The organism is Streptomyces sp. NPDC008001, assembly GCF_042958085.1.
Lineage (GTDB): Bacteria > Actinomycetota > Actinomycetes > Streptomycetales > Streptomycetaceae > Streptomyces.
In genome coordinates this window covers 247641-267983 of record NZ_JBIBIZ010000010.1, presented here as the reverse complement: position 1 = coordinate 267983, position 20343 = coordinate 247641, and the positions used below count along the sequence as shown (strand labels likewise).

Genomic DNA, 20343 nt, shown 5'->3' with positions numbered 1-20343 from the left:
AAGAGATGTCCGCACCCAATAAGTCGTACGACCCTGTCGAGGTCGAGGCACTGAAACCGGAAGAGATCGAGCGGATGCGGGACGAGGCGCTCGCCGCCGTCGCCGCGGCCGCCGACCTGGACGCGCTGCGCGAGGTCAAGGCCGCGCACGCCGGCGACCGCTCGCCCCTCGCCCTCGCCAACCGCGAGATCGGCGCCCTGCCGCCGCACGCCAAGGCCGAGGCCGGCAAGCGCATGGGCATGGCCCGCGGTGCCGTGAACAAGGCCTTCGCCGCCCGCCAGGCCGAGCTCGAGGCCGAGCGCGACGCCCGCGTCCTGGTCGAGGAGGCGGTCGACGTCACCCTGCCGTACGACCGCACCCCGGCCGGCGCCCGCCACCCGATCACCACGCTCTGCGAGCGCATCGAGGACGTCTTCGTGGCCATGGGCTACGAGGTCGCCGAGGGCCCCGAGGTCGAGGCGGAGTGGTTCAACTTCGACGCCCTCAACATCGCGCAGGACCACCCGGCGCGGGCCATGCAGGACACCCTGTTCGTGCAGGCCCCGGGTAAGAAGGCCAAGGACGCCGAGTCGGGCGTCGTGCTGCGCACCCACACCTCCCCGGTGCAGGTCCGCACGATGCTCGACCGCGAGCCGCCCGTCTACGTGATCTGCCCCGGCCGCGTCTACCGCATGGACGAGCTGGACGCGACGCACACCCCGGTCTTCACCCAGGTCGAGCTCCTCGCCATCGACGAGGGCCTGACCATGGCCGACCTCAAGGGCACCATCGAGCACATGGTGCGCTCGCTGTTCGGCGAGGGGCTGACGACGCGGCTGCGTCCCAACTACTTCCCCTTCACCGAGCCGTCCGCCGAGCTGGACATGCAGTGCTACGTCTGCCGCGGCGAGTCGGCCGGCAACCCCGACCGCCCCTGCCGCACCTGCTCCAGCGAGGGCTGGATCGAGCTGGGCGGCTGCGGGATGGTCAACCCCCGCGTGCTGACCGCCGCGGGCATCGACCCGGAGAAGTACAGCGGCTTCGCCTTCGGGTTCGGCATCGAGCGACTGCTGATGTTCCGCCACAACGTCGAGGACATGCGAGACATGGTCGAAGGTGACGTGCGCTTCACCCGGCCGTTCGGGATGGAGATCTGATGCGCGCCCCGCTTTCCTGGCTGCGGGAATACGTCGATCTGCCGGCCGGTGAGACCGGTCGCGACGTGCAGGCCAAGCTGATCGCCGCAGGTCTCGAGGTCGAGCGCGTCGAGCGCCTCGGCGAAGGCCTCAAGGGCCCCCTGGTCGTCGGCCAGGTCCTCACCATCGAGGAGCTGGAGGGCTTCCGCAAGCCGATCCGCTTCTGCACCGTCGACGTCGGCACGGCCAACGGCACCGGCGAGCCGCAGGAGATCGTCTGCGGCGCCCGCAACTTCTCCGTCGGCGACAAGGTCGTCGTCGTGCTGCCCGGCGCCGTCCTGCCCGGTGACTTCGCCATCGCCGCCCGCAAGACCTACGGCAAGGTCTCGCACGGCATGATCTGCTCCGGCGAGGAGCTGGGCATGGGCGACGACGGCACCCACGGCATCATCGTCCTCCCGCAGGAGTACGAGCCCGGCACCGACGCCATCGAGCTGCTCCAGCTCGTCGACGAGGTCCTGGACATCGCCGTCACCCCCGACCGCGGCTACTGCCTGTCGATGCGCGGCATCGCCCGCGAGGCCGCCACCGCCTACGGCCTGCCGCTGCGCGACCCGGCCCTGCTGGACGTGCCCGCGCCCAACGCCTCCGGCTACCCGGTCCGGGTCGCCGACCCGGCCGGCTGCGACCGCTTCACGGCCCGCACGGTCACCGGTCTCGACCCCGAGGCCCGTTCCCCGATCTGGCTCCAGCGCCGTCTGCAGAAGGCCGGCATGCGCCCGGTCTCGCTGACCGTCGACATCACCAACTACGTGATGCTGGAGCTCGGCCAGCCGCTGCACGCCTACGACCGCTCGCGCCTCGACGGCCCGATCGGCGTCCGCCGTGCCGAGCGCGGCGAGAAGCTGACCACCCTCGACGGCACCAAGCGTGTCCTGGACGCCGAGGACCTGGTCATCACCGACAACCGCGGCCCGATCGGGCTCGCGGGCGTCATGGGCGGTGCCGAGACCGAGATCGCCGACCACGGGGCCGACCGGGCCACCACCGAGGTCGTCATCGAGGCCGCGCACTTCGACCCGACGACCGTCGCCCGCGCCGTGCGCCGCCACAAGCTGCCCTCCGAGGCGGCCAAGCGCTTCGAGCGCGGCGTCGACCCGCAGGCGGCCTCCGCGGCCGCCCAGCGCACCGTCGACCTGCTCGTGCTGCTCGCGGGCGGCACCGCCGAGGCCGGCGTCACCGAGTTCGCCGCCCCCAGCGGTCCGCGCACGATCGCCGTCCGCGCCGACCACCCGGACCGCGTCGCCGGTGTCGAGTACGGCCGGGAGACCGTCGTCCGCCGCCTCCAGGAGGTCGGCTGCGACGTCTACGGGCAGGACGAGCTGATCGTCACCGTCCCGAGCTGGCGCCCCGACCTCACCGACCCGAACGACCTCGCCGAAGAGGTCATCCGGCTCGAGGGCTACGAGAACCTGCCCGCCACCCTGCCGGCGCCGCCCGCCGGCCGCGGCCTGACCCACCGCCAGCGGCTGCACCGCCGCACCGGCCGGGCCCTGGCCGGCGCGGGCTACACCGAGGTGCTCAACTACCCGTTCGTCGGGGACTGGGCGCTCGACCACCTCGGCCTGGAGGCCGGCGACCCGCGGCGCACCACGGTGCGCCTGGTCAACCCGCTCTCCGAGGCCGAGCCCTCGCTGCGCACCACGCTGCTGCCGGGCCTGTTCACGGCCCTGCGCCGCAACGACAGCCGCGGCGAGCACGACCTGGCCCTCTTCGAGACCGGCCTCGTCTTCCTGCCCACCGGCGAGGAGACCACCCCGGTCCGGCTGCCCGTCGACCGCCGCCCCACCGACGAGGAGATCGCCGGCCTGGACGCCGCGCTGCCCCGGCAGCCGCGCCGCGCCGCCGTCGTCCTCGCCGGGGCCCGTGAGCTCCCCGGCTACTGGGGCAAGGGCCGCCCGGCGGGCTGGGCCGACGCCGTCGAGGCCGGCCGCACGGTCGCCCGCGAGGCCGGCGCCGAGCTGATCGTCCGTCAGGACCAGCGCGCGCCGTTCCACCCGGGCCGCTGTGCCGCGTTCTACGCCGTGGCCGACGGCGCCGAGGTGTTCGCCGGCTCCGCCGGTGAGCTGCACCCGCGCGTCATCAAGGCCTTCGGCCTGCCGGAGCGCACCTGCGCCATGGAGATCGACCTCGATGTCCTGGAGCAGGCCGGCACCGGTGCCGTCTCGGCCCCGCACGTGTCCGCCTTCCCGGTGGCCACGCAGGACGTCGCGCTCGTCGTGGACGCCTCGGTCGCCGCCGCCGACGTCGAGGCCGCGCTGCGGTCCGGCGCGGGCGAGCTGCTCGAGTCGCTGCGCCTGTTCGACGTCTTCACCGGCGAGCAGCTCGGCGAGGGCAAGAAGTCGCTGGCCTACGCGCTGCGCTTCCGCGCGGCCGACCGCACGCTGACCGCCGAGGAGGCGTCCGCCGCGCGCGACGCCGCCGTCGCCGCGGCCGTCGAGCGGACGGGTGCGGTGCTGCGCGGCGCCTGAGTCCGTGACAGGCCGTGATGGGCGCCGGAAACCGGCGCCGCGGCCGAAAACAGACGGCGGAGGCTGAAGAAAACCACGGCGATCCGTGGCCATGACGAGGGGCGTACCCGGGTGAACCGGGTGCGCCCCTCGTGCGTTCCCTCGCTCAGGAGTGTCCGGATATCACTCAATAGGGTGGAAATGAAGGCTCAGGTCGTTACTCGGGGCTGATCACTCGCGAGAATCGGGGGCGTCATTGCTGCTAGGGGGGCCAACGGCATGATCCGGACAAGAGCGGTGCGCTGGCGGCGGGGGGTGGTGTTCGCTCTCCCCGGGCTGTGGGTACTCGGAGTGGTCGCGTGGGAGCTGCTGAGCCCCCGCGGCCAGGCCGTGCAGCTGCTCGCGGCCGCGCCCGCCATCGCCTGCGCGGGCACCGGCCGCCGCCAGTGCGTGACCGCCGCGGGAGCCTGCGCGATCCTCGCCCTGCTCCCCCTCGGCTCGGCCGGGCGCGTGGACGCCGGCATCCGCGCCGGCACCTGCTGCGCGATCGTGGCCGTCGCCGCCGCGGCCTGTGCCATCACGGTGCGCCGCCGGCGGCTCCTGCGCGAGCTGGAGCGCGCCCGCGAGGTCGCGGCCACCGCCCAGCGCGTGCTGCTCCGCCCCCTGCCGCCCCGGCTCGACGGGATCGCCGTCGCGGGCAGCCACCTCTCGGTCAGCGAGGGCGCCCTCGTCGGCGGCGATCTCTACGAGGCGCTGGCCACCCCGCACGGCGTGCGCATCATCATGGGGGACGTCCGCGGCCACGGCCTCACCGCCATCGGCACCGTGGCCGCCGTCCTCGGCAGCTTCCGCGAGGCCGCGCACGACGAACCCGCCCTCGCCGATGTGCTGCGCCGCCTCGACCGCGCCCTCCAGCGGCATCTGTGCGAGCGGGCCCGTGCCGGGGAGCGGGCCGGGCCCGGCGCGGAGGCGGAGCGCGGGCTCGGCGAGGAGTTCGTCACCGTCCTGCTCCTGGAGATCCGCCGCGACGGCGTGGTCACCGCGCTCAACTGCGGCCACCCCTGGCCGTACCGCCTCTCCTGCCCGGCCGGCGACGGGGACGGCATCGGGGTCCGCGCCCATGCCGTGGGCCGGGGTGATCCGCTGCCGCCGCTCGGCCTCTTCCCGCTCCCGGCCGAGCTGCCCGTCGCGTCCCTGACCCGGCTGCTGCCCGGCGATGCGCTGGTGCTCCACACGGACGGCGCGGAGGATGCACGCGATGCGGCCGGGGCCTTCTTCCCGCTGGCCAGAGTCCTCGGCGATGCCGCCGGCGGCGCGCCCATCGTCCCCTCCCGCGTCATCGAGCGCGTCCAGTCCGCCCTCCTGCGCCACACCGGCGGCCGGCTCTCCGACGACATCGCCCTGCTGGTGCTGAGCAACGACCGCCGTTGCCGCGCGCAGGGCCGCGAGCCACGCCCGTGCCTGGCCCGCTCGGGCCGCCCCCGCCGCTGACCGCCCGGCGCTCCGGCTGCCCCGCGCGGCGGCGGTGGCGGAAAGCCGACTCCCCGGGGCCCGCTGTCGTTTGACGCTCCGCCACGGCCGGTTCACACCCCGTGCGAAGCGATCTCCATTACGCTGGGCCCACCGAGCGCATGCGGAGGGCAGGATGGAGCCCAACACTCTCCTCGACGCCATCCTCGACGAAGCGGGCATATCCCACGCCGGCCTGGCCGCACACATCAACGCGGCGGGCCGGGCCCGGGGACTGGCACTGCGATACGAGCACACCGCCGTCGCCCGCTGGCTGAAGGGCCAGCGGCCGCGCGGCCAGGTGCCGGATCTGATCTGCGAGGTGCTCGGCGAGCGGCTGCGCCGCCCGCTGACCCTCGACGACATCGGACTCGGCACGCCGGGCAGCCCGCGCCTGCCCAACACCCCGCTCTCCGGCTTCGTCGAGCGGGCCACCGCCCTCTGGCGCTCCGACGAGCAGCAGCGCGAGCACGTCGTCACCGCCCCCGCCGTCACCGGGACCCCCGCCGTCATCCCGGTCTGGGAGTGGGAGAACCCTCCCGAGGACGCCGATGTCTCCCGCCGCGGCCTCACCCGCGTCTCCATGGACGACATCGAGATGCTGCGCGCGGCCCGCACCCACTACGAGCAGATGTACCGCAAGGCCGGCGGGATCGCGACGCGCGCCCGGGTGGTGGGCTTCCTCAACGCCGAGGCGGCGCCCCTGCTGCGCGGCAGCTACACCGACGAGACGGGCCGTCAGCTGCACCGGGCCACCGGCGGGCTGGTCGCCGTCGCGGGCATCTGCGCGTACGACTCCGATGCGCACGGCCTGGCCCAGCGCTACTTCCACCAGGCGCTGCGGCTGGCCAAGGCCAGCGGTGACCGGGGCCTCGGCGGCTACGTCATCGCCCTGCTCGTCAACCAGTCGCTGTTCATGCGCGAGTACCGGCAGGCCGTGGCGTTCGCCGAGTCCGCGCTGCGGGCCGCGGGCGCGGAGCTGACCCCGGCCCTCGCGGCCGATCTGTACGCGATGCAGGCCAAGGCGTACGCACGGCTCGGTGACGGGGCCGGTGCGCTCGCCTGCATCCGCCGCGCCGAGACCGCCGCCGAGCGCATCCGCCGCGGCCAGGAGCCCGCCGAGACCGGCTATGTGCAGCCCGGCCTGGTGAACGTGCAGGTGGCGGAGGCGTTGCTGAGCCTCGGCGACCTCGGACCCGCCCGTGAGCACGCGGACCGGGCCGTCGACACCCCCGCCCACGACCGGGGACGTGTCCACCGGCTCGCCATGCTCACGCACATCGAGCTGCGTCAAGGAGACGCGGACAAGGCGGTGGCCACCGCGCGGGAGATGACCGAGCAGGCGAGAGGCATGGAATCGCAGCGCTTACGGGACCGGCTCCGGGCGGTGCGCGAGCACCTGATCGAAAGTGGGTGTGCGGCCACTGCCGAGGCCGCCGAGATGATCGACGGGGCGTTGCGCGTGCCCCTGTGAGGACAGCGCCCGGGGAGGTGGCCACCTCGGCGGAAGGTGGCAACACGTGCGTTGGAAGAATCTCGGGGAGCGGACGGTCTATGCGAACCGCTGGTTCCGGGTCAATCTGGCAGACGTCCAACTCCCCGGCGGCCGTCACCTCGACCACTTCGTCATCCGGCTGCGGCCCGTCGCCGTGGCAACGGTGGTCAACGAGGCCAATGAGGTCCTGCTGCTGTGGCGGCACCGTTTCATCACCGACAACTGGGGCTGGGAGCTGGCCGCGGGCGTGGTCGAGGACGGCGAGGACCTCGCCGGCGCGGCGGCTCGCGAAATGGAGGAGGAGACCGGGTGGCGGCCGGGGCCGCTGCGGCACCTGATGTCCGTCGAGCCGTCCAACGGCCTCACCGACGCCCGGCACCACATCTACTGGTCCGACGAGGCCGAGTACATCGGCGACCCGGAGGACGCCTTCGAGTCCGACCGGCGCGAGTGGGTGCCGCTGAAGCTGGTGCCCGACATGATCGGCCGTGGTGAGGTGCCGGCCGCCAACATGGCGGCGGCGCTCCTGCTGCTGCACCACATCCGGCTCGGCTAGCGCGCGGTCGCGCAACCGGCCGCGGCACGTCCCGCGTTCACCGGCCGGTCGCCTGCCAGACGGCGAGTGCCAGGGCGGCGACTCCGGTGAGCGCGGCCAGCGAGGGCAGGGGCCACCTGCCGTGCTCCAGGGCCCTCACGCGGTCCGCCATCTCGGTGATGTCGCGTTCCGACTGGTCGCTGCGCTGGGTGAGGAGGGCGAGGTGGCCGTCGATGCGGACGACGCCGACATCGAGGCTACGACGGAGCTCCGCGAGCTCAGCCGTTCTGGTGGCCTGCTCGGGATGCATGGTCACGGTCCGTACCCCTTCCGGAATAACTCCTGTGTGTCCGACGAGCCGAGTCAACCGCGTCGTGCCGCGGAGCGGGAGCGTGTGCGGGGGGCAGGTGCGAGTCACCGCCGCACACCCCGTGCGAACACGGGTGTGCGGCGGTGACGGTGCGTGACGATCGGTGCTGACGATCAGTACGTGTAGAAGCCCGAGCCGGTCTTGCGGCCGAGGCGGCCCGCGTCGACCATGCGCTGGAGCAGCGGAGGAGCGGCGTACAGCGGCTCCTTGTACTCCTGGTACATGCTGTCGGCGACCGAGGCCACGGTGTCCAGGCCGATCAGGTCGGAGAGCTTGAGCGGGCCCATCGGGTGGGCGCAGCCGAGCTCCATGCCGTTGTCGATGTCCTCGCGGCTGGCGATGCCCGACTCGAACATCCGGATCGCGGAGAGCAGGTACGGGATGAGCAGGGCGTTGACCACGAAGCCCGAGCGGTCCTGGGCCCGGATGGCGTGCTTGTTCAGCACGTTGGCGACCAAGGCGTCGGCGCGCTTGATGGTCTCCTCGCTGGTGGTGAGCGCGGGGATGAGCTCGACGAGCTTCTGCACCGGGGCGGGGTTGAAGAAGTGGATGCCGATGACGCGGTCCGGCCGGGAGGTGGCCACGGCCAGCTTCACCAGCGGGATCGAGGAGGTGTTGGAGGCCAGGATGGCGTCGGGGCGGGTGACCACCTGGTCCAGGACCTGGAAGATCTCGGTCTTGATCTGCTCGTTCTCGACGACGGCCTCGATGACCAGGTCACGGTCGGCGAACTCACCGAGGTCGGTGGTGAAGCTCAGCCGGGCGAGCGTCGCGTCGCGCTCCTCCTCGGTGATCTTGCCGCGCTCGGCGGCCTTGCCGAGGGAGTTGGTCAGGCGGGTGCGGCCGATCTCCAGGGCCTCCCCGGTGGTCTCGGCGACCATGACGTCCAGGCCGGCCCGGGCACACACCTCCGCGATGCCCGCGCCCATCTGGCCGCAGCCCACCACCCCGACACGCGCTACGTCTGCCACAGTGTCCGTCACATCGTGCCTTTCGCTGTTCTCGGTCGTCCGGCGGTGCGCCGCGTTCCCTGCCGCGCTCCCCGCCTCGTTCCAGACGTTACTCCGCGCCGTGCGGTCCTGAGCGGGCCGGGGCGGGCATGCTGGCCTCGAACGGTGTGACCGATCCGACGAGACGGCGAAGGAAGGTCCCGCATATGGGGCGTATGACCCGAAGAGGGTTCACCGTGGCCGCCGCGGGGATGATGATGTCCTCCGCGCTGGCGGCGTCCGCCGAGGCAGCGGCGCGGGCAGGGGCGGGGGCGCCCGGCCCGGGGCCCGCGAGCGGGCCCGCGGCGGCCGGCGAGCGCCGGCGGCGGCGCGAGTTCCGGGGCATGTGGATCGCCACGGTCGTCAACGTCGACTGGCCGTCGAAGCCGGGCCTGGAGCCCGGCCGCCAGCAGGACGAGCTGACGGCCCTGTTCGACACGGCGGTCGAGCGCCGCCTCAACGCCGTCATGCTGCAGATCCGGCCCACCGCCGACGCGTTCTGGCCCTCCCCGTTCGAGCCGTGGTCGGAGTACCTGACGGGCACTCAGGGGCAGTATCCGGGCTGGGACCCGCTCGCCTTCGCCGTGCGCGAGGCCCACCGGCGAAGACTCGAACTGCACGGCTGGTTCAACCCCTACCGCATCGCCAACCACACCGACCTCGGCCGGCTCGTCCCCACCCACCCCGCCCGCATCCACCCCGAGTGGGTCGTGCCCTACGGCGGGAAGCTCTACTACAACCCCGGCCTGCCCGAGGTGCGCCGCTTCGTCCAGGACGCCATGCTCGACGCCGTCTCCCGCTACGACATCGACGGCGTGCACTTCGACGACTACTTCTACCCGTACCCGGTCGCCGGGCAGCGCTTCGACGACGACGCCGCCTACGCCCGTTACGGCTCCGGCTTCCCCGACCGGGCCGCCTGGCGGCGCGACAACACCGACCAGCTGGTGCGGGGCATGGGGGAGCGCATCAAGCGGCGCAAGAAGCACGTGCGGTTCGGGATCAGCCCGTTCGCGGTCTGGCGCAACCGCACGACCGACCCGCGCGGCTCGGACACCAGCGCGGGCGTGCAGACCTACGACGACCTGGGCGCCGACACCCGCAAGTGGGTCCGCAAGGGGTGGATCGACTACATCGTGCCGCAGGTGTACTGGCACATCGGCTTCGCCGCGGCGGACTACGCGAAGCTCGTGCCCTGGTGGGCGGAGACCGTCCGCGGCACGGACGTGCAGTTGTACATCGGCGAGGCGCTGTACCGGGCGGGCGACCCCGGGCAGCCCGCGCCCTGGCAGGACCCGGCGGAGCTCTCCCGGCACGTGGCCCTCGGCCGCAGGCACCCGGAGGTGCTGGGGAACGTCTATTTCTCCGCGACGCAGGTGGTGACGGATCCGATCGGGGCGATGGCGCGGGTGGTGGCGGACCACTACCCGACGCGGGTCCGCCCTCCCCGCTGACCGCGGGAGGGCGCGCTCCGGCCACTCGCCGCCGGACACCGCCGCCCCGGCCGGACGCCGTGGCGGCAGGGTTCCACGGGCGCGGGCGCCCGAGCCGTCCTGCTAGCCCCGGCCGGAGGCCTTCCGGTGGTCGACCACGGAGTCCGGGCCGGGCGACATGATCGTCTCGTGGCCGTTCTCGGCGCGGACCCGGTACGGCGGCGTGCCGTCGGGCCCCAGCACCTCCACGATCTCCACGACGTGGTCCTCCTTGCCGACCGTCCGTCCGTGGACCACCAACCGGTCACCCTTGCTCGCATGCATCGACGGTGCCCTTCTGTTCGAGTTCCGTTCGAGATTCGAGATGTGTGCTGGGATGTTCCCAAGTCTACGGTGACCGGCGGTATATGGCCCGTCCCTCGGCCAGGTGGAGCAACGAGCGCCCGGTGCGTGCGACGCCGGGCGCTCAGCCGCGCGCCCGCTGCGTCACCCCGATGCACACGAGCACCGCCACGGCAGCCACCGGCGCGGCCGGCGTCAGGTGCTCGCCGAGCAGCAGCACCGACCAGACCAGGGTGAGCAGCGGCTGGGCCAGCTGCAGCTGGCTGGCGCGGGCGACACCGATCGCGCTCATGCCGCGGTACCACACCCACATGCCGACGAACTGCGACCCCGCGGCCAGCCACAGCAGCCCGGCGACCGTGTGGCCCGTGAGCCGTACGGGCTCGGCCGGCAGCGCCACCGCCGCACCGGCGGCCGCGACCGGCAGGCACAGCACCAGCGCCCAGGCGATGACCTGCCAGCCGGGCATCTCCCGGGCCAGCTGACCGCCCTCCGCGTAGCCCGCCGCGCACACGAGCAGCGCCGCGAACAGGTACAGGTCGCTGCTCGTGGGGCTGCCGCCGCTCTGCTGCACGGCGAAGCCGATCACCACGGCGGCGCCCGCGACGGCCGCGCCCCAGAACGTGCGCGAGTGACGTGTCTTGTTCCGTACGGACGAGTAGGCGGCCGTCGTCAGCGGCAGCAGGCCCACGACGACGGCGGCGTGCGAGGTGGTGGAGGTCTGCAGGGCGAGCGTCGTCAGCAGCGGGAAGCCGACGACCGTGCCGCCGGCCACCGCGCACAGCGCCGACCAGTGGCGCCGGGCAGGAGCCCGTACGCGCAGCGCCAGCAGGCAACCGCCCGCGATCAGGCCGCCGAGCAGCATCCGGCAGCTGACCAGGGACCACGGGCCGAGCCCCTCCAGGGCCCAGGCCGTCGCGGGAAAGGTCAGCGAGAAGGCGGCCACGCCCAGGGCGGCCAGCAGGATGCCGCTCCGCGCGCGGCCGGCCTCCGCGGAGACGCTCGCGGGGCTCTGCACGCTTGCGGGGCTCTGCACTGCTATCGCAGTCGGGCGGATAGCGCTATCTTTAACTCTCATGCATGAGCGTAACAGCGTGGCTGACCTGGCAGAAACCCTGAAAGCGGAGCTCGACCGCTACTCTCCGGGTGAGAAGCTGCCGTCAAGCCGGGCGCTCGTCGAGCGCTTCCACGCCAGTCCCGTCACCGTCTCGCGGGCGCTGGCCGTGCTCGCCGCGGAGGGGCTGGTGACCACCCGGCCCGGTGCCGGCGCCTTCCGCGCCGCCCCGCCCAGCGCGCCCGCACGCCTCGGCGACACCTCCTGGCAGCAGGTCGCCCTCAGCGCCGAGAGCGCCGCGGAGGCGATCCCCCGCGCCGTGGACGGCACCGGCGTGCTCACCACGCTCGCCGAGCCGCCGCCCGGCGTCATCGAGCTCAGCGGCGGCTACCTCCACCCCTCCCTGCAGCCCGAGCGAGCCCTCGCCGCGGCCCTCGGCCGCGCCGGCCGGCGCCCCGGAGCGTGGGGCCGCCCGCCCATCGACGGGGTGACGGAGCTGCGCGCCTGGTTCGCCCGCGAGATCGGCGGGCCGGCCGGCACCGTCACCGCCTCCGAGGTGCTGATCACCGCCGGCGGTCAGAGCGCGCTCACCACCGCGCTGCGGGCCCTCGCCCCGCCGGGCGCACCGGTCCTCGTCGAGTCACCGACCTACCCCGGCATGCTCGCCGTCGCCCGCGCGTCCGGCCTGCGGCCCCTCCCCGTCCCGGCGGACGCGCACGGCGTGCGCACGGACCTGCTCGCCGACGCGTTCCGGGCGAGCGGCGCCCGCGTCTTCGTCTGCCAGCCGCTCTTCCAGAACCCCTCCGGCGCGGTCCTGGCCGACGACCGGCGGCGCGAGGTGATCCGCGTGGCCCGGGAGGCCGGGGCCTTCGTCATCGAGGACGACTTCGCGCGCCGCCTCCCCCACGACGACGCCCCGCCGCTGCCGCCCACGCTCGCCTCCGACGACCCCGACGGCATCGTCGTCCACGTCTGCTCCCTCACCAAGGCCACCTCGCCCAGCCTGCGCGTGGGCGCCCTCGCCGCCCGCGGGCCCGTCCTCGAACGCCTGCGGGCCATCCAGGTCGTCGACAGCTTCTTCGTACCGCGGCCGCTGCAGGAAGCCGCCCTCGAACTCGTCGGCTCGCCCGCCTGGACCCGCCACCGGCGCACCGTCGCCGCCGAACTGCGCGTCCGCCGCGAGGCGCTGCTCACCGCCCTGCACCGGGAACTGCCCGCCGTCTCCACCGGCTTCGTCCCGCCCGGCGGCTTCCACCTGTGGGCCCGGCTCCCCGACGGCACGGACGAGGACGCGGTGGCCGTGGCCGCGCTGCGGGCCGGCGTCGCCGTGGCCTCGGGCCGCCACTCCTATCCCGCCGAGGCCGCCGCCCCGCACCTGCGGCTCAGCTACGCGTCGGCCGCCGGCGTCGCGGAGCTGGCGGAGGGCGTGAGGCGGCTGCGGACGGCGTTCACGGACCTCGCGGGCCGGTGACCGCCGGGCCGGCGGGGTGGCGGGCTAGAGTCGGTACATGGCTTCAGACGAGGGGACCGGCCCGGTTCGGGTCGACAGCTGGATCTGGTCCGTACGGCTCACGAAGACGCGCTCCGCGGCGGGCACGGCCTGCCGTGCGGGGCACGTGCGCGTCAACGGCGAACGCGCCAAGCCGGCCCAGCCGCTCCGTGTCGGGGACGAGGTGCGGGTGCGGCTCGCCGGGCGCGAGCGCGTCGTCGTCGTGTCGCGGCTCATCAGCAAGCGCGTCGGCGCGCCCGTCGCGGCCGAGTGCTTCGTCGACAACTCCCCGCCGGAGCCGCCGCGCGAGCACGTGGCGGTGGTGGCCGTCCGCGACCGCGGCACGGGCCGCCCCACGAAACGCGACCGCCGAGAACTGGAACGTTTGCAGGGCGCGCAGCGGGGCCGCTGACGGGGGTCGCTGGAACCGTGTACGGCGGCGGTTCCGGCACCGCCGAGAGGGGGCCGGCCCTCAACCGCTGCGTGCCGGGCCCGGCACATCCCCTCCGCCGCGACGGCGCGCAACCAGGATCGGCCGTGCCGGCGGTGCCGGGCTGAGGGGCCCGGCAGCCAAGCCGTGTGCGGGGCCCGCACGCTCCTTCCGCCGCGACGGCGCGCACCCGCATCCGGGCCGTTTCGGCGGTGCCGGGCGGCGGCGGTCGGACCGCCGCTTCCCAGCCCGCTTTCGCGGCCCGCGGCCCTCAGTAGGCGGCCGTGAACCTCGTCCGGTGGTGTGCCGGCCGCTCCGCCTCGTCGAGGAGGACGACGGCCAGGTCCTCCATGGAGATGGCCGAGACGCCCTCCGCGTCCACCACGAGCTCGTCCGTGCCCAGCCGGTACCGGCCGGTGCGCTCGCCCGGTTCGAGCAGGGCGGCCGGGCTCAGGTAGGCCCAGTCCACGTGCTGGTCGGCGCGGCAGGCCGCGAGCTGGTCGTTGCAGGCCAGGGCGATGGGCCGCCAGTCGGCGGGGAAACCGGGCCCGTCGATCACGGTGGTCCCGTCGGTGCCGGGGAGCGTCAGGCTGCCCGCGCCACCGACGAGTAGCAGCCGCACCCCGGTGCGGGCGAGCCCGGCCAGCAACCCCTCCGTGGCGGCGACGAGCTGCTGCTCGCTGCCGAGCGCCGGACGGGTCGCGCCGATCACGACGTCCTGCCCGGCGCTGAGCCGCTCGACGTCTGCCGGGTTCGAGGCGTCGCCCGTACGGGCCTCGACGGCGGCCGGCAGCTCGCTGAAGCGGGCGGCGTCGCGTACGACGGCGGTGACCTCGTGGCCACGGGACAGGGCCTCGGCCACCACGCGGCTTCCCACGTTGCCTGCTGCTCCGAAGACGGTGATGCGCATAACTGTCAGCTCCTGTGCTGGATGGATGAGGTGGATCAGACGGACGAGGTGGAAGAGGGGGACGGGGTGGAAGAGGTGGACGCGGCGGGCCCGGCCGCCGGCCGGTCCGTGGCCGGGCCCCGCCCGCGTCCCCTCTGCGCCGCGACGAGCGACCCGAGGACGACCACCGCCCCGAACCCCTGCGCGGCGGTGAGTTCCTGACCGAGCGCCAGCCACCCCAGCACCGTCGCGACCAGCGGGCTGAGCAGCCCGAGGAAGGTGACGTCGGTGGGGGAGAGCAGCCGGATCCCGCGGAACCACAGGGCGTACGCGAGGGCCGACCCGATGACCGCGAGGTACGCGTAGCCGGCCAGGTTCGCGCCGGTCGGCGCGGCCGGCGGCAGGCCCTCGGTGAAGAGGGCGACGGGCAGCAGGAGCAGCCCGCCGGCGACGAGCTGCCACCCGGTGGTCGCGAGCAGCGGCGCGGGAGAGGCCCAGCGCTTGCTGAGGACGACTCCGGTGGCCATGACGACCGCCCCGCCGGCCGCGGCGGCGACGCCGAGCCCGTCCAGCCGCGCACCGGCCCGCAGGACGAGCAGGCTGACGCCCGCAACTCCCGCGACGGCGGCGAACAGCGTCCGCGGGGAGAGCCGCTCGCCGAGCAGGCCGGCGGAGAGGAGGGCGACCAGCAGCGGCTGGATCGCGCCCACGGTGGCCGCGACCCCGCCGGGCAGCCGGTACGCGGCGACGAACAGCAGCGCGAAGAACGCCCCGATGTTGAGCGCTCCCAGCACCAGCGCCCGCCACCACCACACGCCCTGCGGCAGGCGCCGCGTCACGGCGACGAGCACGAGCCCGGCGGGCAGGGCGCGGACGACGGCCGCGAGCAGCGGGCGGCCCGGCGGGAGGAGCTCGGTGGTGACGAGGTAGGTGGTGCCCCAGACGGCGGGTGCCAGGGCGGTGAGCAGGAGGGTTCCGAGGCGATTGCTTAGCACTAAAGCAACGTATCTCAGCGCTAAGCTATTTGGGTCGGGTCGATCATGTGAGGTACCTCACCGCTAAGACAACTGGCCTCGATCGCCTACCCTGGACCGATGGCAGATCACGTCGACCGATTGCTCGAACAGTGGGCCGCACGCCGCCCCGACCTGGACGTCTCGCCGATGGCGGTGATCGGGCGCCTCTCGCGCCTGTCGCGGATCGTGGACGCCGAGCTGCGCCGTACGTTCGCCTCCCACGGGCTCGACGCCGCTTCGTTCGACGTCCTCGCCACCCTGCGGCGCAACGATCCCCCGCACAGCCTGACCCCCGCCGAGCTCATGCGGTCCTCGATGGTCACCTCGGGAGCCATCACGCAGCGGCTCGACCGCCTGGAGGCCCGCGGCCTGGTGAGCCGCAGCCCCAGCGCGTCGGACGGCCGCAGCATCGTCGTCACCCTCACCGGCGACGGCCTCGCCCTCATCGACCGGGCGCTGCCCGACCACGTCGCCACCGAGGCCCGCCTGCTCGCCGCGCTCACCGAAGGAGAGCGCGACGCGCTCGCGACGACCCTCAAGAACCTCCTGGAGTCACTCGGCGAGGGAAAGGACTAGAGGAAGGGCCAGAGGAAGGAAGGGAGGGGAGGAAAGGGGGCGCCCAGCCCTAGAACTCCGTCTCCGCGTCGAGCCACCCCAGCCGCCCCAGCCGCTCCGGATCCGCCAGGATGTCGATCTCGACGATCCTGCCGCCCGTGATCGTGAAGCCCAGCACCGAGCGCACCCGTCCCCCCGCGCTCGCCACGATCCCCGGCGCCCCGTTCACCAGCGCCCGCCGCGCGACACCGCCCGGCGACCGGAACAGCAGCGCCTGCCCCGCCACCTCGCGGGCCCCGCGGACCTCCCGCGCCCCGCCCGGCCGCCCCGCCCCGGCGTCGGCCCGCAGCAGCACGTCCGGGTCGAGCACGGACAGCAGCGCATCGAAGTCGCCGGCCCGCGCGGCCGCCATGAAGGCGTCGACGACCTCCCACTGCCGGTCGAGGTCCGCGTCGGGCTCCGGGGCCGCGCCCCGCACCCGGCGGCGCGCCCGGCTGGCGAGCTGCCGCGCCGCGGCCGTCGTGCGCCCGACCATGGGCGCGATCTCGTCGAACGGCATGCCGAACATGTCGTGCAGGACGAACGCGAGCCGCTCGGCCGGGTCCAGCGTGTCGAGCACCACCAGCAGGGCGAGACCCACCGAATCCGCGAGCAGCACCTCGTGCTCGGGGTCGACCACGTCCGCGGCCCGGCTCACCAGCGGATCGGGCACCCGTACGTCCAGCGGCTCCTCGGCCCGCGACGTGCGCGAGCGCAGCATGTCGAGACACACCCGGCCGACGACCGTCGTCAGCCACCCGCCGAGGTTGGCGACGCCCTCGGCGCCGGAGCGGTCGAGCCGCAGCCAGGCCTCCTGGACGGCGTCGTCCGCCTCGCTGAGCGAGCCGAGCATGCGGTAGGCGACCGCCCGCAGGTGGGAGCGGTGCGTCTCGAAGCGCTCCGCCAGGAATTCGATCTCGTTCATCGGCCACACTCTCTCGTCACGATCCGTCGAGGAGATGACGGTCGCCGGGGCGCCGATGTGACAGGAGCGCGTACCGCCGGGTCCCGCCGCCCGCAGATGTGGCCAGGGTCCTGTCGAGAGGGGCTCCCGTACGAGATATCTTGATGTCGAGCAATGTTACAGACGTGGAGCGGAGCACCCGGTGACTGACTCGACCATCATCTATACGCACACCGACGAGGCCCCGGCCCTGGCCACGCACTCGTTCCTGCCTGTGGTCCAGGCCTACGCCTCGACGGCCGGGGTCACCGTGGAGACGCGTGACATCTCCCTGGCGGGGCGCATCATCGCCCAGTTCCCCGAGTACCTCGAGGAGGGCCTGCGCATCGACGACGCGCTCGCCGAGCTGGGTGAGCTGGCCAAGACCCCCGAGGCCAACATCATCAAGCTGCCGAACATCTCGGCCTCCATCCCGCAGCTGAAGGCGGCCGTCGCCGAGCTGCAGGCCCAGGGCTACACGCTGCCGGACTACCCGGACGACCCGAAGACCGACGAGGAGCGCGACATCCGCGCCCGCTACGACAAGGTCAAGGGCAGCGCCGTCAACCCCGTCCTGCGCGAGGGCAACTCCGACCGCCGCGCCCCGGGGTCGGTCAAGAACTACGCCAAGACCCACCCGCACCGCATGGGCGCCTGGTCCTCCGAGTCCAAGACGAACGTCGCGACCATGGGCGAGAACGACTTCCGCTCCACCGAGAAGTCCGCGGTGATCTCCGAGGCCGGTTCCCTGCGCATCGAGCTGGTGGGCGACGACGGCTCCACCACCGTCCTGCGCGAGTCCGTGCCCGTCCTGGAGGGCGAGGTCGTCGACGCCTCCGTCATGCGCGTCGCCGCGCTGCGCGAGTTCCTGACCGCGCAGGTGGCCCGCGCCAAGGCCGAGGACGTGCTGTTCTCCGTGCACCTCAAGGCCACGATGATGAAGGTCTCCGACCCCATCGTCTTCGGCCACGTCGTGCGCGCCTTCTTCCCGAAGACGTTCGCGCAGTACGGCGAGGTGCTCGCCGCCGCCGGCCTGACCCCGAACGACGGCCTCGGCGGCATCTACAAGGGCCTGGAGTCCCTGCCCCAGGGCGCCGAGATCAAGGCCTCCTTCGACGCCGAGCTCGCCGAGGGCCCCGCCCTGGCGATGGTCGACTCCGACAAGGGCATCACCAACCTGCACGTCCCGTCCGACGTCATCGTCGACGCCTCGATGCCGGCCATGATCCGCACCTCCGGCCACATGTGGGGCCCGGACGGCCAGGAGGCCGACACCCTCGCGGTCCTGCCGGACAGCAGCTACTCCGGCGTGTACCAGGCCGTCATCGAGGACTGCCGCGCGAACGGCGCCTTCGACCCGTCGACCATGGGCTCCGTGCCGAACGTGGGCCTCATGGCGCAGAAGGCCGAGGAGTACGGCAGCCACGACAAGACCTTCGAGGTCCCCGTCACGGGCACCGTCCGCCTCGTCGACCAGGCCGGCAACGTCGTCCTGGAGCAGGCCGTCTCGGCCGGCGACATCTTCCGCGCCTGCCAGACCAAGGACGCGCCGATCAAGGACTGGGTGAAGCTGGCCGTCACCCGCGCCCGCGCCACCGGCGACCCGGCGGTGTTCTGGCTGGACGAGACGCGCGCGCACGACGCCGTGCTCATCGAGAAGGTCAAGCGCTACCTGCCGGAGCACGACACCGAGGGCCTGGACATCCGCATCCTGGCCCCGGTCGAGGCCACCAAGCTGTCGGTGGAGCGCATCCGCCGCGGCGAGAACACCATCTCCGTCACCGGCAACGTCCTCCGCGACTACCTGACGGACCTCTTCCCGATCCTCGAGCTCGGCACGAGCGCGAAGATGCTCTCGGTCGTCCCGCTGATGAACGGCGGCGGCCTGTTCGAGACCGGTGCCGGCGGCTCCGCTCCCAAGCACGTGCAGCAGCTCGTCAAGGAGAACTACCTCCGCTGGGACAGCCTCGGCGAGTTCTTCGCCCTGGCGGCCAGCTTCGAGCACCTCGCGACGACCACGGGCAACGCCCGCGCCAAGGTCCTCGCCGACACGCTCGACCGCGCCACCGGCACCTTCCTCAACGAGGACAAGTCGCCGAGCCGCCGCCTGGGCGGCATCGACAACCGCGGCAGCCACTTCTACCTGGCCATGTACTGGGCCCAGGAGCTGGCGAAGCAGACCGACGACGCCGAGCTCGCCAAGGCGTTCGCGCCGCTCGCGCAGGCGCTCTCCGAGCAGGAGCAGGCGATCGTCGACGAGCTGATCGCGGTGCAGGGCTCCCCGGCCGACATCGGCGGCTACTACCAGCCCGACGCGAAGAAGGCGGCGGCCGTCATGCGCCCGTCGGCGACCTTCAACCAGGCCCTGTCGCTCCTGGCCTGACCCGCTGCCCGCAGCAACCGCACCACCCGCACCGCCCCGGCCGGCCCCGCGCCCGGCCGGGGCGGTGCGTTTTCTGCCGCGGCCACGGGGCAGGTCAGGGCAGGGCATTGCATAAATCTTCGCTTATTCGTATAGTCATGCCATCGACCAGGAGGGGCCCGATGGCAGTGCGTGTGGCAGTGGCAGGAGCGAGCGGTTACGCAGGCGGCGAAGTGCTGCGCCTGCTCCTCGCGCACCCCGGCGTACGGATCGGGGCCCTCACCGCGAACAGCAACGCGGGCCAGCGGCTCGGGGCGGTGCAGCCCCATCTGCTGCCGCTCGCCGAGCGGGTGCTGGAGCCGACCTCCGCCGGCGTGCTCGCCGGGCACGACGTGGTCTTCCTCGCGCTGCCGCACGGGCAGTCGGCGGCGGTGGCCGCCGAGCTGGGCGAGGGAACGCTGGTGGTGGACTGCGGCGCCGACTTCCGGCTGAAGGACGCGGCGCAGTGGGAGCGGTTCTACGGGTCCGGGCACGCGGGCACGTGGCCGTACGGGCTGCCCGAGCTGCCCGGCGGGCGGGAGGCCCTGAAGGGCGCGCGGCGCATCGCCGTGCCCGGCTGCTACCCGACCGCCGTGTCGCTCGCGCTGTTCCCCGCGTACGCCGCGGGCCTGGCGGAGCCGGAAGCGGTGATCGTGGCCGCGTCGGGCACGTCGGGCGCGGGCAAGGCGGCCAAGCCGCACCTGCTCGGCTCCGAGGTCATGGGCTCCATGAGCCCGTACGGCGTGGGCGGCGGCCACCGGCACACCCCGGAGATCGCCCAGAACCTCTCCGCCGCCGCGGGGGAGCCCGTCACGGTCTCCTTCACCCCCACCCTGGCCCCCATGCCCCGCGGCATCCTCGCCACCTGCAGCGCCAAGGCCCGCCCCGGCGTCACCGCGGAGGGCCTGCGCGCCGCGTACGAGAAGGCCTTCCGGGACGAGCCCTTCGCCCGCCTCCTCCCCGAGGGGCAGTGGCCGGCCACCGCCGCCGTGTACGGCTCCAACGCCGCGCTGGTGCAGGTGGCGCTGGACGAGGCGGCCGGGCGGATCGTCGTGGTGAGCGCCATCGACAACCTCACCAAGGGCACCGCCGGCGGCGCGGTGCAGAGCATGAACATCGCCCTCGGTCTCCCCGAGGACCTGGGCCTGCCGGCCGCGGGGGTCGCGCCATGAGCCTCCGGCGGGCCATCGCGACCCTTCTGGCACGGCTGGTGCCGTGCGACACGGGCG

18 protein-coding genes are annotated in these 20343 nt (G+C 73.7%); 11 read left to right on the top strand and 7 right to left on the bottom strand.

What is annotated here, in order from left to right; translation table 11 throughout:
• Positions 1-5 precede the first annotated feature (5 nt).
• The 5 genes from pheS to ACFZCD_RS27235 all read left to right on the top strand — a co-directional run bounded on the left by pheS (position 6) and on the right by ACFZCD_RS27235 (position 7185).
• Positions 6-1136 carry a phenylalanine--tRNA ligase subunit alpha gene (pheS, locus tag ACFZCD_RS27255; protein WP_391835290.1) on the top strand — a complete coding sequence of 377 codons (1131 nt, stop codon included), beginning with the start codon at positions 6-8 and terminating at the stop codon, positions 1134-1136.
• On the top strand, positions 1136-3646 hold the full coding sequence (gene pheT / locus ACFZCD_RS27250; RefSeq protein WP_391835288.1) for a phenylalanine--tRNA ligase subunit beta: 2511 nt from the start codon (positions 1136-1138) through the stop codon (positions 3644-3646). Before pheS ends, pheT begins: the two co-directional genes overlap by 1 nt.
• Before the next feature lie 258 nt (positions 3647-3904).
• Positions 3905-5116 carry a PP2C family protein-serine/threonine phosphatase gene (locus ACFZCD_RS27245; RefSeq protein WP_391835286.1) on the top strand — a complete coding sequence of 404 codons (1212 nt, stop codon included), beginning with the start codon at positions 3905-3907 and terminating at the stop codon, positions 5114-5116.
• Positions 5117-5270: 154 nt separating this feature from the next.
• Positions 5271-6608 carry a tetratricopeptide repeat protein gene (locus ACFZCD_RS27240; protein ID WP_391835284.1) on the top strand — a complete coding sequence of 446 codons (1338 nt, stop codon included), beginning with the start codon at positions 5271-5273 and terminating at the stop codon, positions 6606-6608.
• A 46-nt stretch (positions 6609-6654) separates the two neighbouring features.
• Positions 6655-7185, top strand: a complete 531-nt coding sequence (locus tag ACFZCD_RS27235; protein ID WP_391835282.1) for an NUDIX hydrolase — start codon at positions 6655-6657, stop codon at positions 7183-7185.
• 37 nt (positions 7186-7222) lie between these two features.
• Here ACFZCD_RS27235 and ACFZCD_RS27230 read toward each other — a convergent pair whose 3' ends face one another.
• Positions 7223-7480 (bottom strand): hypothetical protein, encoded by a 258-nt coding sequence (locus tag ACFZCD_RS27230; protein WP_391835280.1) that lies wholly within the window; start codon positions 7478-7480, stop codon positions 7223-7225.
• 167 nt (positions 7481-7647) lie between these two features.
• Positions 7648-8505, bottom strand: a complete 858-nt coding sequence (locus ACFZCD_RS27225) for a 3-hydroxybutyryl-CoA dehydrogenase (protein WP_391835278.1) — start codon at positions 8503-8505, stop codon at positions 7648-7650.
• 185 nt (positions 8506-8690) lie between these two features.
• On the opposite strand from ACFZCD_RS27225, the gene ACFZCD_RS27220 reads away from it, so the two are divergent.
• The gene (locus ACFZCD_RS27220; RefSeq protein ID WP_391835276.1) at positions 8691-9977 is read left to right on the top strand and encodes a glycoside hydrolase family 10 protein; all 1287 of its coding nucleotides are present in this window, start codon (positions 8691-8693) and stop codon (positions 9975-9977) included.
• A 102-nt stretch (positions 9978-10079) separates the two neighbouring features.
• On the opposite strand, the gene ACFZCD_RS27215 is transcribed toward ACFZCD_RS27220, so the two are convergent.
• Positions 10080-10280, bottom strand: a complete 201-nt coding sequence (locus ACFZCD_RS27215) for a DUF1918 domain-containing protein (RefSeq protein WP_391835274.1) — start codon at positions 10278-10280, stop codon at positions 10080-10082.
• Positions 10281-10422: 142 nt separating this feature from the next.
• Positions 10423-11376 (bottom strand): DMT family transporter, encoded by a 954-nt coding sequence (locus ACFZCD_RS27210; RefSeq protein WP_391835272.1) that lies wholly within the window; start codon positions 11374-11376, stop codon positions 10423-10425.
• Here ACFZCD_RS27210 and ACFZCD_RS27205 point away from each other — a divergent pair.
• Together ACFZCD_RS27205 and ACFZCD_RS27200 are read left to right on the top strand one after the other, a co-directional pair.
• Positions 11375-12823, top strand: coding sequence for a PLP-dependent aminotransferase family protein (locus tag ACFZCD_RS27205; RefSeq protein ID WP_391835270.1), 1449 nt, complete (start codon positions 11375-11377; stop codon positions 12821-12823). The two genes, ACFZCD_RS27210 and ACFZCD_RS27205, sit on opposite strands and share 2 nt — an antisense overlap.
• A gap of 37 nt (positions 12824-12860) precedes the next feature.
• Entirely contained in the window at positions 12861-13253 is a 393-nt protein-coding gene (locus ACFZCD_RS27200) for an RNA-binding S4 domain-containing protein (RefSeq protein ID WP_391835268.1), read from the top strand.
• A gap of 289 nt (positions 13254-13542) precedes the next feature.
• Here ACFZCD_RS27200 and ACFZCD_RS27195 read toward each other — a convergent pair whose 3' ends face one another.
• Positions 13543-14181: an NAD(P)-dependent oxidoreductase gene (locus ACFZCD_RS27195; protein ID WP_391835266.1), complete on the bottom strand. Its 639-nt coding sequence runs from the start codon at positions 14179-14181 to the stop codon at positions 13543-13545.
• 35 nt (positions 14182-14216) lie between these two features.
• Positions 14217-15155 carry an EamA family transporter gene (locus ACFZCD_RS27190; RefSeq protein WP_391835265.1) on the bottom strand — a complete coding sequence of 313 codons (939 nt, stop codon included), beginning with the start codon at positions 15153-15155 and terminating at the stop codon, positions 14217-14219.
• 99 nt (positions 15156-15254) lie between these two features.
• Between ACFZCD_RS27190 and ACFZCD_RS27185 the strand changes: the two genes are divergently transcribed.
• On the top strand, positions 15255-15752 hold the full coding sequence (locus ACFZCD_RS27185) for a MarR family winged helix-turn-helix transcriptional regulator (RefSeq protein WP_391835263.1): 498 nt from the start codon (positions 15255-15257) through the stop codon (positions 15750-15752).
• Between the two features lie 49 nt (positions 15753-15801).
• On the opposite strand, the gene ACFZCD_RS27180 is transcribed toward ACFZCD_RS27185, so the two are convergent.
• Positions 15802-16695, bottom strand: a complete 894-nt coding sequence (locus tag ACFZCD_RS27180; RefSeq protein ID WP_391835261.1) for a sigma-70 family RNA polymerase sigma factor — start codon at positions 16693-16695, stop codon at positions 15802-15804.
• Between the two features lie 181 nt (positions 16696-16876).
• On the opposite strand from ACFZCD_RS27180, the gene ACFZCD_RS27175 reads away from it, so the two are divergent.
• Entirely contained in the window at positions 16877-19096 is a 2220-nt protein-coding gene (locus tag ACFZCD_RS27175; protein ID WP_391835259.1) for an NADP-dependent isocitrate dehydrogenase, read from the top strand.
• Between the two features lie 161 nt (positions 19097-19257).
• Positions 19258-20286: an N-acetyl-gamma-glutamyl-phosphate reductase gene (gene argC / locus ACFZCD_RS27170; protein WP_391835257.1), complete on the top strand. Its 1029-nt coding sequence runs from the start codon at positions 19258-19260 to the stop codon at positions 20284-20286.
• Positions 20287-20343 lie beyond the last annotated feature (57 nt).